This is a genomic window from Streptomyces sp. SS1-1 (assembly GCF_008973465.1).
In the GTDB taxonomy this organism is placed as follows: Bacteria; Actinomycetota; Actinomycetes; order Streptomycetales; family Streptomycetaceae; genus Streptomyces.
Genome location: NZ_WBXN01000004.1, coordinates 6,694,085 through 6,708,782 on the forward strand (window position 1 = coordinate 6,694,085; position 14,698 = coordinate 6,708,782).

The window sequence follows — 14,698 nt, forward strand, 5'->3', positions numbered from 1 at the left end:
CCCGGCAGGGCGGCTCAGCGCTTGGCCGCGCGGTACAGACCGCGGCCCACACGGCGGACGCGGGACTGACCGACGAGACGGTCCAGCGTGCTCCGGACGGCGTTGATGCTGCCGCTGTCGGTGTCGCGGCCCAGCGCGGACGCCACATCCCTGGCACGGACGTCGGTGTTCCCGGCTTCCGCGAAGTAGGCCAGGATCTGTTCGGTGAGCTTGCCGTACGCCTTCGGGCCGTCGGCGTCAGCCGGGCCGGAGTCGCGGCCGTCCTCCGCCCGGTTCCCCTCACCGGCCCTCTCGTCCGCCTTGTCCGTGGGCGGCACAGGCGTCGGTGCCGCCGTCGCCGGCACCTCAGCGACGTCGTCGGCCGGACCTGCCGCCGCGGACGCGTGAGCGGACTCGGGCATGAGAGCTTGAAGGGCGCCGAGGGCACGCGACACGGAGTCGAGGTGAGCGGTGACCGCGGCCAGTTCGCGCTCCAGTGCCTGCTTCTGGATCTGCAGTCGCGCCAGGTCCTCCTGGAGGCCCTCGGCGGTGATCTCGATGTTGCGAGCCGTAGGGGTCACGGAGACCATGCGTTCCTCTCGTTCTCACCCCAGGTCCGGCGGGGCCGCCCGACGCCGGGCTCCGACACTCGGCCCGGCACCGGGGGCAGAATACCCGCACCGTGTGGGGAGTGGCCCACGTCGGGCCGCGTGCGCGGCGGGCCGGCGACACCGCGAACACCATGTTCGTCGCGCCGCGCCACCGACCCGCCCCTACCGCGAGGGCGCCTCGCCGTCGGTGGGTCCGGTCGCCGGACACCGCAGTCGCCTCAGGGTCTCGGAGAGCGCGTCGATGCGTGCGTCCACCGAGTGGATCGCCTCTCGGAGCAGGCTCATCCGCCCTTCGAGCAGTGCGGCCTCCGCCGCCAGTGAGGCGGTGACGGCGGCGGGATCGGTCTGCCGGTCGGTGCTTGGGTACATCCCTCGTCCTTCCTCGGCTCGTGCCGTCGGCGCGTGAACCGCCGACATCGCATTGACCGGGCAGTGACGAGCGCTGTGACAGCCCTGTGCGCGGCTTGCGTATCAGCGCGGTGTGCAGCCGGGGACGACGGCGGCGCAGGTGGCGTCGAAGTGGGTCAACGTCCATTGCTTGACGTAGGCGTACAGGGTGCCGTCGGCCGGCGAGCTGACTCCTCTCGGCAAACGGGTGTGTGAGAGGCCGCCACGGGTAGAAGGACCGCATGGCCGGACCGTCCGACGCAGCACACTGATGCGCTTCCGACGCAATGTCAGACGGTGTGACCGCGTGACAGTGTGTTCTGTTGCCCACGGGAGACGGAGTTCCTCGCGCGCGGTCCCGGGACATGGATGCGGCCGTCCCGGTGCCGCGGAGTAACGTGGCGAAGAGGGCGATGCGACGACCGCGTCCAGGTGAACGGGACATCCAGGAGACGGGGACGGTATGGAACCAGTCGCGGACACCATGCCGATCGGGGAGCTGCTCGACGAGCGGCGGCATCTGCTGGAGGTCGCCCACTGGATGCTGGGCGACGGCGCCCTCGCCGAGTACGTCACCGACGAGGCGTACCGGGAGTGGTACAGGCTCTCCGAACACCAGCAGGGCCGCGTAGGGGCCCCGCGGGCCTGGTTGACGCGAGCCGTGGGGAGCATCGCCTTGGCACGGCTGGGCCTCTCCGAGCACGAGATCCAGAGGGCACCACAGGGTGCCGTGCGGAGCCGCGCGGTGTTCGATCCGTGCCTGGAGGACGACCTCGGCGCGCTCCCGGCGCCGTCGAGCCGAGCCCGGCACAGCCTCCGGGACAGGACCGCACGCCCCACGCCACCCCGCGCGCAGGACGAAGCGGTCGAGGCCGTACGGCAGGCGTGCGTCGACCAGGACGCGGACCGTCTGGCCGGCCTGCTGGACCCCGGCGCCGTCGCGTTCTACGACGGCGGAGGCAAGGTCCGGGCACTGACACGGCCCGTCGTCGGAGGCCCCCGGGTCGCCCGGAGTCTGCTGACGCTGCTGGCCCGCAACCCCCGCACCACCCTGCACACTCGATCCGTCAACGGGCGAACCGGTCTCGTCGTGCGATACGAAGGCCGGGTCGCCGCCGTGGTCTGCCTCGACATGGCCGGCTCACGAGTAGTCCAGGTCTGGGCCGTACTCAATCCCGACAAGCTGCGGTCCTGGAACTTCCCCCGCGTCTGACGTGCCCGCGTCCGGGGCCGCTCAGACGCAGAGGGCGGCTGGGGAGCGGTGACGGGAGCGGGAGTCCAGGAAGGCGGCGATCTTGTCCGGATTGAAGACCCACATCACCTGGTGGATGCCTCGCGACGTGGCCGCGACCGTCATGAAGGTGGCGGGCCGGCCGTCCCTGTGGAGCAGGATGCCGCCGCGTCCGTTGGCCTCGACCGGTTCGGCCTCGACCGTGGGCCAGAACCGCGGGTACGCCGTGGACAGGTTCGCCACGCGGGCACGGCCCAGGACGGGCACCCGGGCCGCTCCCCGGATGCCGTTGCCGTCGGACAGACTCACCGCGTTCGGGGTGAGCAGTGACTCCAGGCCGGCGACGTCACCCTGCCGGGCGGCGGCGACGAAGGCGTGGAGCAGCGTCCGGTGCTCCGTGGCGTCGACGCTGTCCCGCTGGTCGTCGGTGAGGTGTTTGCGCGCCCGGCTCACGATCTTGCGCACGTTGACGGCGCTGAGCCCCAGGATGCGGGCGATCTCGGGATAGGCGTAGTCGAACGCCTCCCTGAGGACATAGGCGGCGCGCTCGGTCGGGGAGAGCTTCTGCAGCACCAGGAGCAGGGCCATCTCGAGCGCCTCGGCCCGCTCGGCGCCGACCTCCGGGTCGTTGCTGGTGTCCACGGGCTCCGGCAGCCACGGACCGATGTAGGTCTCGCGGCGGACACGGGCCGACTGCGCCACGTTGATGGCCAGCCGGGTGGTGGTGCTCGACAGGAACGCGACCGGGCTGATCACGACGGTGCGGTCGGTCCGCTGCCAGCGCAGCCACACCTCCTGGACGACGTCCTCGGCCTCCACCGCGCTGCCCAGCACGCGGTAGGCGATGCCGAACAGACGGGGCCGGAGCGCCACGAAGACGGAAACGGCCTCGCTCAGGTCGCCTTCCACGGGGGTCGCCTCTGGATGCATGATCCCGGTCTCCGTTCTGTCGCCGGTAGGTGCGGAGGCGGTCGCTCGACTTGTCGTCGCCGCCGCCGGAGCGCTGGCCCGGCGTACTGAGGGATCGGCAGGGCGCTGTGCTCACCTTCACCCCGGATGACCGGCGGCACCGTCGTTTCGTAACACCTTTGTGCGGGATTCTTCGGCGGGCCTTCCGGACCGGCCGCCTTTTCGTGTTCGGAGCCTGTCCCGTCGCGGCGGGCTTCGGCTCGGGCGAATGTCACATCCGTGCCGACCGTCCGGTCTTCCGGTGAAAGGCGATTTCGTCCCACCCGCGTTCACGCGGCTTTCCCCCACGCGACGAGCCACCCCCCCATCGATATCCGTTCCTCGAACAGGAGACATTCCATGGATTGGCGTGTAAGGGGCCTCTGCCTGACCGAAGACCCTGATCTCTTCTTCCCGGTCGGCCATGCCGGCAGTGGGCCGGTGGCGATGCAGACGGACGAGGCGAAGGCCGTCTGCCGTCATTGCCCCGTCATTCGGCAGTGTCTGGCGTGGGCCGTCGCCGCCGGTCCGGTCGAGGGCGTCTGGGGAGGCACCACGGAAGGGGAGCGCCGCGCCCTGCGCCGGCGCGAGGTGCGGGGATCGAGTGCCACGGGGAGGGCCGCCTGAGCGGGCCGGACACGGATGCGGGTGGGCGGGGATGGTGAAGACCATCCCCGCCCACCCGCATCCGTGTCCGTCAGGCCGCGGCGTCCGCCGCTCCCCGCTCGGCCCGTACGGCCGAGATGTCCAGGTTCAGGGTCACCTTGTCGCCGATGAGGACACCCCCCGTGTCGAGCGGTGTGTTCCAGGCCAGCCCCCAGTCCGAGCGCCGCAGGGTGGCGGAGCCCGCGAAGCCGACCCGGTGACCGCCGAAGGCGTCGTCACCGAACCCGCCGAAGACGACGTCGATGTCCACGGGCAGTTCGACGTCCTTGATGCGCAGCCCTCCCGAGAGGCGGAACTCGTCGCCGCCGAGCGGGGTGACGCCCGTGGAGTGGAAGGCCATCAGGGGAAACGTCGCGGAGTCGAGGAAGTCGGGCCCCGCCATGTGCGCGTCGCGGTCCGCCACGCCCGTGTCCAGGCTGTCCGTCTGGACGCTGACGTAGGCCTTGGAGCGGGCCGGGTCGGAGCCGTCGAGCAGGAGGAGGCCCTCGAAGCGGTCGAACCGGCCCCGGACGTTGGTGATCATGGCGTGCCGGACGGAGAAGCCGATCGTGCTGTGGAGCGGGTCGATGGTGTAGGCCCCGGTCACGGCCGGGTGCGCACCGGCCGACGGGAACGTCGCCTTGTCGCGTCGAGTGGGCATGGTGAGTCTGCTTTCCTTCGTGGAGGTGACGAAAGGGGCCTGCCGCGCCGCGGTGCGGACGACAGGCCCCTCGAGGTGGGGTGGCGGGCCTCCGTCACAGGACCCGCCGTCCCACGGCTCAGCGCTGCTGCTGCTGCGCGAGCCAGTCGGCGAACCGGGTCTCGGCGATGTGCGCGTCCGGACCGGGGAGCAGCGTGGTCTCCTGCAGTTCCGCACCGAAGTACGGGGCGTGCACGTCGGTCACGACGTGGCGCGGGTCCTTCTTGGCGGCCAGCCCCTTGCGGATCAACTCGTCGAGCTGGAACTCCTCGGGGCCGGCGACCTCGACCACGCCGCCCACGGGGGCGCCGACCGCGGTGCGGCCGACGGCGGCGGCGACGTCGTCGGAGAAGACGGGCCGGATCTTGACCGGGGCCAGCCGGACGGTGTCACCGTCGGTCGCCGCCTCGGCGATGCCCTTCATGAACTCGAAGAACTGCGTGGCGTGCACGATCGAGTAGGGGATGCCCGAGTCCTTGATCAGGCCCTCCTGCATCTGCTTGGCGCGGAAGTAGCCGCTGTCCTGGAGCCGCTCCGTGCCGACCACGGAGAGCGCCACATGGTGGGTCACACCGGCGTTCGCCTCCGCCTTCAGGAGGTTGGTGGTGGAGGTGCGGAAGAACTCCATGACGGCGTCGTCCTCGAAAGAGGGCGAGTTGGAGACGTCGATCACGACCGAGGCTCCGGCCAGCACCTCGGCCAGTCCTTCGCCGGTGAGTGTGTTCACGCCGGTGTTGGGGGCGGCGGGCACGGCCTCGTGACCGTGCTCGCCGAGCTTGGCGACCAGCTTGGAGCCGATCAGTCCGGTACCGCCGATGACTACGACCTTCATGGGAATAACCTTTCGGAATGTGCGATGTCGCCTACCGCAGATAAGACCGGGTGCTCGCTTCTTCTGTGACAGCAGAGCCGCCTTTTCGGTCTTTCCGGTGTTTCAGGCGTTCTGACGACGCCCCGGCTTTTCCGGTGAGCGGAGGATCGTCACTCGACGAGCTTTCCCTCGGAGGAGACCTCGGTCATGAGGGACGCGATCTCGTCCGGGACGGCGGGAATGTCCTCGTGGGTGATCCCGGTCGTCGGAGACCAGACCAGGTTCACGCGGAACGCGGGATCCATGGCGGGGAAGTCGCTGCGGTTGTGACACCCGCGTGTCTCCCGGCGTTCCAGCGCCGCCTCCAGCGTGGCGCGGGCCGCCAGGGCGGCCGACTTGAGGTCGAAGGCGTGGGCGAGGTCCTGGAAGCCGGCGATGTCGGGGTGGACGCCGACGTCCCGCATGCGCTCCTCGATGGCGTCCAGTTCCGCCAGGCCCGTGCGCAGACCCTGTTCGTCCCGGACGACACCGGCGTGCTCGGTCATGGTGTTGCGGATCGCGCGTTGGAGCGCCCGGACGTTCTCGGGCCCGTCCGCGGCGAGCATCTCGTCGACCTCGGCGCGTGCCTCGGCCACCGCGGCCGCCGACCGGGGCTGCGCGGTGAGCGCCTCCGAGTAGGCCGCCGCGGCCTGGCCGGTGATACGGCCGTAGACGAGAAGTTCGATCAGGCTGTTGCCGCCGAGGCGGTTGGCGCCGTGCAGGCCGCTGGCGGCCTCTCCGATGGCGTACAGCCCGCGGACGTCGGTGCTGTGGTCCTCGGGGCGGACCCAGACGCCGCCCATGGAGTAGTGGGCCGTGGGCGCCACCTCGATGGGGTCCCGGGTGATGTCGAGCATCTGCAGGTCGAGGAGCGTCTGGTAGACCCGCGGCAGCCGGTTCATGATCGTCTGGCGGGGCAGGTGGGAGACGTCGAGCCAGACCCCGCCGTTCGCGGTGCCCCGGCCTTCCTTGATCTCGGTGTACGAGGCGAGCGCCACGCGGTCGCGGGTGGACAGTTCCATGCGCTCGGGGTCGTAGCGGTTCATGTACCGCTCGCCGAGGGCGTTGCGCAGGATGCCGCCCTCACCGCGGGCGGCCTCGCTGACCAGGGTGCCCGCGGCGTTCTCCGGTTCGATGATGCCGGACGGGTGGAACTGCACCAGCTCGGGGTCGCGCAGGCGGGCCCCGGCTTCGACGGCCAGGCGGAAGGAGTCGCCGGTGTTCTCGTCCCGGCGCGACGACGTGCGCCGCCAGATGCGCGTGTGGCCGCCGGCCGCGAGGATCACGGCGTCCGCGTGGACGAGGTGACGGGTGCCGTCGGTGAGGTCGAAGCCGTAGGCCCCGAAGACGGCACCGTCGTGGACCAGGAGACGCGTGATGTAGACGCTGTCGAGTACCGGTATGCGCAGCTGATTCGCGCGCCGGATCAGGGTGCGCTGGATCTCCAGGCCGGTGTAGTCGCCGGCGAACGCGGTACGGCGGAAGGTGTGGGCGCCGAAGAAGCGCTGCGAGATGCGGCCGTCCTCCTCGCGGGCGAAGGCCATGCCGTACCGCTCCAGGTCGTCGATGCCCAGGGCCGCGCCCCGGGTGACGATCTCCGCCGTACGGGGGTCCCCGAGCAGATAGCTCTCCTTGAGGGTGTCCGCGGCGTGCTGCTGCCAGGAGTCCTCGGGGTCCATCGTGGAGAGGGCCGCGTTGATGCCGCCCGCGGCCAGGGAGGTGTGGGTGTCCTCCTTCGGACGCTTGCCGACCGCGATCACGTCGACGCCGGCCTCGGCCAGCTCGATCGCGGCCCGCAGGCCGGACCCGCCGGTACCGATGACCAGCACGGTGGTGGAAAGACGTTGTTCGGTGAGAGACACGCTTGCTCCCGTCGCTCAGGGTGGTCACTGACTAGGACCAGGCCGGGCGGCCATGTGTGACACGCCGGCGCGCGCGTCACAACATGCCGGGCTCCCCGGTCAACCGGACGAACCCGGCGACCGCGCGAGAAGGCGCCCCCCGGACGCCCGACGGCCGAGGAGGAGAAGACGGATGACGTACGTCATCGCACAGCCCTGCGTCGACATCAAGGACCGGGCCTGCGTCACCGAATGCCCGGTGGACTGCATCCACGAGGGGGTACGCACCCTCTACATCGACCCGGAGGAGTGCGTCGACTGCCACGCGTGCGAGCCCGTCTGCCCCGTGGAGGCCATCTTCCACGAGGACGATCTGCCACAGCACTGGGCCCACTACCTCGCCGTCAACGCGGAGTACTTCGACGAGGCCGCCCGCCCGCCGGGCGAACGGGGTGGCGCGGTCGGTGATCACCCGGCGGTGGCGGCACTGCCCCCGCAGAGCGCCCCGCACAAGAAGGAGATCAGCGTCTTCACCGTCCGCAAGGAGGAGGCGGCCGACGTGGATCCATGGTTCCCCTCCTGACCGGTGGCCGCCACCGGGCGCGCCCGGTCAGGAGGCGAGGGTGATGGTGGTGGGCGTTCCTCTCCACGCCATGCGTGCGTAGGGGCACAGCGCGTCCGCCTTCCCGATCAGCTCACCGGCCGTCGCCGGATCGACACCCGGCCACCGCACCACCAGATCGACGTGCAGCAGATAGCCGCCGTCCTCCGGGTCCCGGCCGAAGGCGACGGTCGCCACGACGGAGATCGCCGCGGGGTCCAGGGCCTCGTGGCGCGCGAGCAGACTCAAGGCGCCGTGGAAGCACGCGGCGAAACCGGCCGCGAAGAGCTGTTCCGGGTTGGTCCCCCGGCCGTCGCCCCCCAGCTCGGCCGGCATCCGCAGCTGAAGGTCCAGGGCCCCGTCGGCCGAGCGGGCGTGGCCCGAGGCCCGGCCGTGCGAGGCCGCACCACCGTGCACGGTCACCGTGGTGGTGTAGATGGGCGAGAACTCCTCCCCGTCGAAGTCCCTCGCGGTCGACAGGGTGGGCGGCTGGATCCGCTCGGTCACTGCATGACTCCGGTGTCGTCTCGGTGCGCGGCCCCGGCAGGCGTCCGGGACTACTGGATGACCGACGAGCGACCGCTCCTGTGACGCCTTCCCGGCCGGCGGCCGAAACCGCCGACACCAGGTCAGTCCTGCAGAGAGGCCACGTACGGCGCCAGTTTGGCCGGGTTCATCACCCACATGAGCCGGTCGATGCCGTCCTCCGAGATGTCGGCGCTCAGCAGGGCGACGGCCTCCTCGCCGGAGAGGACCAGCACGGCCGGCCGGCCGTTCGCCTCGACCCACCGGACCCGCGACTGCGGCCAGAAGCGCGGAGCGAAGGCCACGAGGTAGTGCGAGACATGAGGCCGCCCGACGACCGGGATCCTCGACGCGCCACGCATCCCGTTGCCGTCCGTGTAGCTGACGACGTCGGCGGTGAGCACGTCCTCCAGGACGGCCAGGTTGCCCGTCCGCGCCGCGGAGAGAAAGACCTCCAGCAGCCGCCGGTGGGCCGTCGGCGTGACGGCCTCCTTGCGTTCGGCGGCCAGGTGCTTGCGGCCGCGGCTCACCAGCTGGCGGGAGTTGGCCTCGCTGGTCTCCAGGATCTCGGCGATCCGTCCGTAGGGGTAGTCGAACGCCTCCCGGAGCACGTAGGCCGCGCGCTCCACGGGGTTCAGCTTCTCCAGCAGCAGCAGAACCGCCATCCCCAGGGCCTCGGCCCGTTCCGCGCCCAGGTGCGGATCCTGGGTCGTGTCGACGGGCTCGGGCAGCCAGGGCCCGACGTAGGACTCCCGGCGCGCCCGCGCGGACTGGGCCACATTGATCGCCAGTCTCGTGGCCACCGTGGTCAGGAAGGCGGTCGGTTCACGCACCTGCGAACGGTCGGTGCCCTGCCACCGCAGCCATGTCTCCTGGACGATCTCCTCGGCCTCCGCCGCGCTGCCCAGGACCCGGTACGCGATGCCGAAGAGCTGCGGGCGCGCGGAGAGGAAGTCCTCCGTCGCCTGGTCAAGACTGCCTGGTGGGGCGCCAGCGTGCATGGAACATCCCTTCTGGCCTCGTGCACCCCCATGCTACAAGCGGCCCCGGGCGGGCGCGTGGGTGGAGGGTGTCCACACGGCTCCCCTGCCACCGCAGGTTGCACACCGTGGCAACTCCGTACTCTCCGACACGTTGTTCCTGTCCTGACACTGTCACGGATCGATCGCGCTCCCGGTCAGGTCGGCGAAGCGTCGTGGACCAGGAGGAGTACACCGTGTCGGACAGGACGCCGGCTCTCGACGCCGTGCACGGCATGCTGACGCTGTCGTTCACCGTCGCGGCCCTGCACGTGCTCTGGCACGGTGCCCGGGCCCCGCGCGTGGGTCGCCGTGATCGCGTGGACCTCCTCCTGCACTTCGCCATGGCGGCGGCCATGGCGGCCATGCCCTGGAGTCCCGGCCGGCCCCTGTCCGGCCGGGCCATGGCGGTGGTCTTCAGCGCGGCCGCCCTGTGGTTCCCGCTGAGCGCCTTCCGGCCCGTCAGGTCCCTCGGCCGCCGTCCTGACACGGCGGGTACGGCCGCGGTGTTCGCCGGCCGGCTGCCGCCCGCCGCCGGCATGGCGGCGATGGCCTGGATGTCGAGGCACGGCGCCGCCGGCGTCCCCGGCACCCTGGCCGCGGACGTCCCGTCGGCGACCGCGGCCCACGGTCATGCCGCGGCCGCCCCGACGACGGCGACGCTGGTCACCGCCGTACTGGCGGTGTATCTCCTCGGCTGCGCCGTACGGTCGTTGACACGCCCCATGCCCGCGCTGCGGACCGCCACGGCCCCCGCGCACCGCGCCGCCGCCACGGACCCGTACGGGCACGTGCGCGACGGCGCGATGTCGCTGGGGACGGCCGTGATGCTGCTGCTGCCCCACTGACGGGCGTCACTCGGCCCCGACCACGGCCTTGCCGCGCATCAGGAAGTCCGACAGGTACCCGTCGTGGGGCACTCCCGGAGCCATCCAGTACGTCGGGTGGTCCCCGACGTACACGTTGGCGATGGTGGGTTCCGCCACCAGTGCGTCGAGCAGGGCACGGTCCCTGGAGAGGACCGAGAGCACGAGTGTCCCCCGCAGCGGGGCGACGCCGTCCGAACGGCTCCAGGGCGCCACCCACACACAGGGGAAGGGCAGTTCGGTCCCGATCTGCGGGGCACCGGCGTCGCCGACCTGATGGACGGCCGGCCGCAGGACGGCACTCCCGTCGCCCAGATCGTCGACGATGCCGTCACCACCGAGCCAGGCGAGGGACCCCGCCGCCACCGACCTGAGGTAGGAGTCGAGGGCGCGGGCCCGGTCCAGCGGGCACACCGGGAGCACCGCCCGGCTGTCCTGGGGCGGCAGACCCGGCAGTTGGGACAGGCGCGCCGCGAGGGCCTCGGCTAGCGGTGCCGGGTCGCCCTCGACGAAGACGGCGGTGGCGTTGACGCACGCGGTTCCGGCCTCGTCGGCGACGGACGCGACGATCGTGTCCAGGTGCTCCCGCCAGTCCATGTCCGCCGTGACGAGGATCTTCGTCCGGCCGGGACCCTGGGGCAGTACCCGGGTGTCGTGGGCGTAGCGGGCGACGACCTCGTCACCGCCGTACACCACCGCCCGGTCGGCACCGCGGATCAGCCTCTGCGCGGTCCGGTGGTCCGTGGGCAGCAGCGCCAGCCGGTCCTGGCCGACGCCCGCCCGGTGCAGGGCGCCGACCAGACGGTGCGGGGTGAACGGCTCCCGCCGCGACGGCCGGACGGCGACGCGGTAGCCCAGAGCCAGTGCCTCCAGCCACAGCCGGTGGACCCCGGGATGGTTGCCGGAGGCGTTGACGGCGAACACCTCGCCCCGGCGGGCCCACACGGCGTGCCCGGCCCCGAGGGACGGGTCCCGGCGGTCCCGGACCGTCCCGCGCGGTCTGCCCTGCTCGGCGGAGACACGGGCGCGGCTGACGAACCTCGCCGTGCCCCGCGTGGCGTCGCGCACCACGGACAGCGGGGTACCGGAGGTCCTGCTGACCAGGTACTCGTACTCGCGTACGCCCAGCCCGCCGACGGTACCGTTGGCGAACTCCTCCCCGGCCGCCTCCAGCAGCGCGTCCAGGCCCGCCCGCGGCACCGGCCCCGCCTCGCGCAGCGCGGCCAGCGCCCGGTCGACATACACCGGCGGGACCAGGCTCAGCCGTGCCACCTCGGCACCGGAGACGTCCGTCACGATGTCCGGTACCCGGGTGCGGTAGGGGCCGCGGGGGCCCAGGGCGTCCAGGTACAGCGGCTCCGCGCCGCCGGCCGCCGCCATCAGTACACGCCCTCGATCACGGTCTCGCCCCGCACCGTGGGCACCGGTGCCACGTCCGCCACGGCGTCTCCCGCGTGACCGTCAGCGGGCCGTACGCGCAGGGCCGTGTCGCGCTCGGCGTTGTGGGGGATGAACATGGACCTGCTGACGTGGCTGACGTTCACCTGGCCACGCTCGCCGACCCGGACCCGGTCCCCGGTGGCGGGGTCGACGACCGACAGGAACACGTACGGCGAGACCGGGTCGAAGACGCAGGGCCGCGAGGGGTCGGAACCGGCGCGCTCGACGAGCGCGGTGAGCATCATGGTGTTGCCGTACATGCCGATGAGCGGCACCTCGGGGAAGACCTCCGTGGCCAGCAGGTGACGGGTGTCGGGGTCCATGTGGGTACCGCCCCAGACGATCGCCCGGACCGAACCGTTGATCCGCTCCAGGAGGTCGTCCTCGCGGGCGAAGCGCTCCAGCAGGGGCGTGGTGGCGGCCAGGACGCCGATGTCCTGGGTCAGCAGGATCCGCCGGCACTGTTCGACGAGGTGGTCGGTGTAGGCCTCGGCCTCGTCGTCGTGGCCCGCCGCGATCAGCCTTCTGACCCACCGGGGGTCCATGTCGATGCTCAGCCCCGGGCCGCCGAGGGACGCCGCCGCCCGCTGCAGCACGTCCCCCACCAGATGCGGGCCGGTCGGTGCGACGGTCAGCCACTGGGCGCCCTCGGGCAGGCCGTGCTCCCGCAGACGCCCGTCGACCTGTGCGGTGCTGTGCCGCATCCAGTCCTCCAGCTGGACGACCCGCTTGGGCGCCCCGGTCGTCCCTCCGCTGTCGAAGACGTTGAGCAGCCGGACGTCTCCGCCGTACCCCCGGGGGATCAGGTCGGCCACCGGGACGTGCCGCAGTTCGTCGGTCAGATCGGGGAAGAGCGCCAGGTCGTCCACGCCCCTGACGGCCCGCAGGGGATCGAAGGCGAGCCGTTCGGCCCGGTCCAGCCAGTAGCGGGAACCGGTCTCCGGGGCGAAGTGCCAGCGCACGGCCGCGCGCACGAACTCGTCCGGATCGACACGGTCGGACGGTCCTGCGTCCAGGACGGCGGGGGAGTCGTACGTCATGATCGGTCCTTCCTCGGCGCGGGCCCGTGCGGCCGGCGGGGGTGGTGACGGGTACGGCCGCGAGCGGCGCGCGGGGTACGCGGGCGCCCGGTCATCGGCTGAACAGTTCGAAGGCGACGGCGGGTGTGCCGGCGAACCGGGCGCGGTGGACGCCGGTGCTCTCGCCGAGGAGGCGGCGCGCGTACGTCTCGGGGTCCTCCTCGGTCAGGGCTTCGAGGTAGGTCCGGTGCCGCAGCAGGGACTGGACGCCTTGCTCGAAGCCCGCCTCGGCGGACACCGCGTGCGTCGGCGTCGGCGAGTTGGCGACGGCCACCCAGCGGACGCCGTTCCAGGGCCGCAGCCCCTGTTCGGCCAGTTCGGGGAAGATCCAGCGGTTGCCGGCGTCCGCCGCCGCGTCCAGCACGGCGCGTCCCACCGCCACGTGGTCCGGGGTGTTCCAGGCCCCGGCGGCCCAGGTGTCCCGGTGGTTGAGGGTGATCAACAGCTCGGGTCGGTGACGGCGGACGGCGGCGGCGATGTCGCGGCGCAGGGAGACCCCGTACTCGATCACACCGTCCCGGTGGTCGAGGAACTCCACCGCACGGACACCGACCGCCGCGCCGGCGGCCCGCTGTTCCGCCTCGCGCAGGGGGCCGGCCAGGCCGGGATCCAGGGTGTCGATGCCGGCCTCACCACGGGTGGCGAGCAGATAGGTGACCTGCCGGCCGTCGGCCACCCAGGACGCCACGGCCGCCGAGCACCCGTACTCGAGGTCGTCGGGGTGGGCCACCACGGCCAGGGCCCGCCGCCAGTCGGCCGGCATCGGGCGCAGCGGCGTGGGCGCGGTGCCGGTCATGTCGCGTCCCCCGCCGGCCGCGCCTGCGGGGCGGGCAAACTCTTCAGGGGGAGACAGCCCTTGGACAGCGGCGGCCGGATGTACGGCCGTTCCCGCTCGTGCCCGAGGACGAGGAGCGGCCCGTCGTGGCCGTGCTCGCGCAGTCCCTCCGCGGCCTTGCCGGCGGCCAGGCCGCCCCCGACGATCACGAACGTCTTCACACGCGGCATGAGATCCCTGTCCCGGTCTGTGAGGGGAAAGCGCCGGACCGAGTGGTCCGGTCACCCCTCAGACCGGGCGACGACATACGTTGTGACACTGTTGCCCGGGCGGCCGTGTCACCGCCAGGACGCGCGGATCGCCGTGTCCCGGCAGCGGGACGAAGCCGTGCCGCACCAGGTCGTCGACGAGCCCCGCGCGCGAGGCGGGCCACATCCAGAACGACTCCGTGTGCTCCCGGAGCACGTGCCGTCCACTGCGCACCCAGTAGTCGACACGTGTGCGGATGCGGTATCCCGCCGCCGACATCGTCATGCGTCCGCCGTACACGTGTGCGCCCACCCGCTGCTCGGGCAGCCGGCGCACGATGTCGCGAGGGGGCAGCAGAGCGGGCGGCGGCTCCAGGAGGAGCGTGCCCCCGGGGGCCAGAGCCGCGTGGATCGCGGGCCACAGCGCGCCGCGCGCGGCCGGTGGGAGACAGGCGACCGTGTTGTGGCACACGGCCACGTCCGCCGCCGTGTTCAGCGACGCCTCGTGGAGGGCGTACGGGTGCACGGTCACCCGCTCGCGCTGACGCGCGGGCAGGGTGGCGAGGCGGGTGAGCAGGGCCGTGCGCATGGCCCGTGCGGGCTCCACCGCGTGCACGTCGACCGCGGACTCGGCCAGACTCATCAGCGTGACCCGGCCGGTCCCGGCACCGATGTCCAGCACGCCCAGACGGGCCCGCGCGACATGCCGGCCGTAGAGCTCGCGGACCCGTGCCGCGTCCCGGTCTGCCTGGAGGATGTCGTAGAACTCGGCGGTGACGGCGTAGGAGTCCGGATCCGGTCGGGACACCGGTGCTCCGGTGATGACGGGGTGCATGTCCAGCTAGACCACGTGTGGGCCGGGCGTGTGACAGCGGACGTCCCGCCCATGAGCCGGCCCGAGCGCTCAAAGGTGACGTCCGTCATGGGGAAGGGCTGTCACAGGTGGGTGGCAC

16 protein-coding genes and 1 pseudogene are annotated in these 14,698 nt (G+C 72.1%); 4 read left to right on the forward strand and 13 right to left on the reverse strand.

What is annotated here, in order from left to right:
• Positions 1-14: 14 nt before the first annotated feature.
• Both F8R89_RS32030 and F8R89_RS32035 read right to left on the reverse strand, forming a co-directional pair.
• Positions 15-569, reverse strand: coding sequence for a hypothetical protein (locus F8R89_RS32030; protein WP_151787248.1), 555 nt, complete (start codon positions 567-569; stop codon positions 15-17).
• A 183-nt stretch (positions 570-752) separates the two neighbouring features.
• On the reverse strand, positions 753-959 hold the full coding sequence (locus tag F8R89_RS32035; RefSeq protein WP_225994555.1) for a hypothetical protein: 207 nt from the start codon (positions 957-959) through the stop codon (positions 753-755).
• Positions 960-1,440: 481 nt separating this feature from the next.
• Here F8R89_RS32035 and F8R89_RS32040 point away from each other — a divergent pair, with 481 nt between their 5' ends.
• A complete protein-coding gene (locus tag F8R89_RS32040; RefSeq protein ID WP_151787250.1) occupies positions 1,441-2,190 on the forward strand; it encodes an RNA polymerase subunit sigma in 750 nt (249 codons plus the stop codon).
• A gap of 21 nt (positions 2,191-2,211) precedes the next feature.
• On the opposite strand, the gene F8R89_RS32045 is transcribed toward F8R89_RS32040, so the two are convergent.
• Complete coding sequence (locus F8R89_RS32045) at positions 2,212-3,138, reverse strand: RNA polymerase sigma-70 factor (RefSeq protein WP_225994556.1); 927 nt, start codon at positions 3,136-3,138, stop codon at positions 2,212-2,214.
• A gap of 378 nt (positions 3,139-3,516) precedes the next feature.
• Here F8R89_RS32045 and F8R89_RS32050 point away from each other — a divergent pair, with 378 nt between their 5' ends.
• The gene (locus F8R89_RS32050) at positions 3,517-3,783 is read left to right on the forward strand and encodes a WhiB family transcriptional regulator (RefSeq protein WP_151787251.1); all 267 of its coding nucleotides are present in this window, start codon (positions 3,517-3,519) and stop codon (positions 3,781-3,783) included.
• Positions 3,784-3,853: 70 nt separating this feature from the next.
• Here the strand turns inward: F8R89_RS32050 and F8R89_RS32055 are convergent, their stop codons facing one another.
• From F8R89_RS32055 to F8R89_RS32065, 3 genes are all read right to left on the reverse strand, one after another.
• The gene (locus tag F8R89_RS32055; RefSeq protein WP_151787252.1) at positions 3,854-4,462 is read right to left on the reverse strand and encodes a YceI family protein; all 609 of its coding nucleotides are present in this window, start codon (positions 4,460-4,462) and stop codon (positions 3,854-3,856) included.
• Between the two features lie 118 nt (positions 4,463-4,580).
• Positions 4,581-5,333 (reverse strand): SDR family oxidoreductase, encoded by a 753-nt coding sequence (locus F8R89_RS32060; RefSeq protein WP_151787253.1) that lies wholly within the window; start codon positions 5,331-5,333, stop codon positions 4,581-4,583.
• Between the two features lie 149 nt (positions 5,334-5,482).
• On the reverse strand, positions 5,483-7,213 hold the full coding sequence (locus F8R89_RS32065) for an L-aspartate oxidase (protein WP_151787254.1): 1,731 nt from the start codon (positions 7,211-7,213) through the stop codon (positions 5,483-5,485).
• 172 nt (positions 7,214-7,385) lie between these two features.
• Here F8R89_RS32065 and fdxA point away from each other — a divergent pair, with 172 nt between their 5' ends.
• Positions 7,386-7,775 (forward strand): ferredoxin, encoded by a 390-nt coding sequence (gene fdxA, locus F8R89_RS32070; RefSeq protein WP_151787255.1) that lies wholly within the window; start codon positions 7,386-7,388, stop codon positions 7,773-7,775.
• Positions 7,776-7,802: 27 nt separating this feature from the next.
• On the opposite strand, the gene F8R89_RS32075 is transcribed toward fdxA, so the two are convergent.
• Together F8R89_RS32075 and F8R89_RS32080 are read right to left on the reverse strand one after the other, a co-directional pair.
• Positions 7,803-8,300, reverse strand: coding sequence for an Ohr family peroxiredoxin (locus F8R89_RS32075; protein ID WP_151787256.1), 498 nt, complete (start codon positions 8,298-8,300; stop codon positions 7,803-7,805).
• A gap of 122 nt (positions 8,301-8,422) precedes the next feature.
• Positions 8,423-9,319 carry an RNA polymerase sigma-70 factor gene (locus F8R89_RS32080; RefSeq protein WP_151787257.1) on the reverse strand — a complete coding sequence of 299 codons (897 nt, stop codon included), beginning with the start codon at positions 9,317-9,319 and terminating at the stop codon, positions 8,423-8,425.
• Positions 9,320-9,534: 215 nt separating this feature from the next.
• Between F8R89_RS32080 and F8R89_RS32085 the strand changes: the two genes are divergently transcribed.
• Entirely contained in the window at positions 9,535-10,185 is a 651-nt protein-coding gene (locus F8R89_RS32085; RefSeq protein ID WP_151787258.1) for a DUF5134 domain-containing protein, read from the forward strand.
• A gap of 6 nt (positions 10,186-10,191) precedes the next feature.
• Here F8R89_RS32085 and F8R89_RS32090 read toward each other — a convergent pair whose 3' ends face one another.
• From F8R89_RS32090 to F8R89_RS32110, 5 genes and pseudogenes are all read right to left on the reverse strand, one after another.
• Positions 10,192-11,583, reverse strand: a complete 1,392-nt coding sequence (locus F8R89_RS32090; RefSeq protein ID WP_151787259.1) for an aldehyde dehydrogenase family protein — start codon at positions 11,581-11,583, stop codon at positions 10,192-10,194.
• Positions 11,583-12,683 carry a phenazine antibiotic biosynthesis protein gene (locus F8R89_RS32095; RefSeq protein WP_151787260.1) on the reverse strand — a complete coding sequence of 367 codons (1,101 nt, stop codon included), beginning with the start codon at positions 12,681-12,683 and terminating at the stop codon, positions 11,583-11,585. Before F8R89_RS32095 ends, F8R89_RS32090 begins: the two co-directional genes overlap by 1 nt.
• A 91-nt stretch (positions 12,684-12,774) precedes the next feature.
• Entirely contained in the window at positions 12,775-13,518 is a 744-nt protein-coding gene (locus F8R89_RS32100; RefSeq protein WP_151787261.1) for a PIG-L deacetylase family protein, read from the reverse strand.
• A gap of 50 nt (positions 13,519-13,568) precedes the next feature.
• Positions 13,569-13,727 (reverse strand): annotated as a pseudogene (locus F8R89_RS32105) (NAD(P)/FAD-dependent oxidoreductase); the annotation flags it as partial.
• Positions 13,728-13,785: 58 nt separating this feature from the next.
• Positions 13,786-14,553: a class I SAM-dependent methyltransferase gene (locus tag F8R89_RS32110; protein WP_225994557.1), complete on the reverse strand. Its 768-nt coding sequence runs from the start codon at positions 14,551-14,553 to the stop codon at positions 13,786-13,788.
• Between the last annotated feature and the right edge of the window lie 145 nt (positions 14,554-14,698).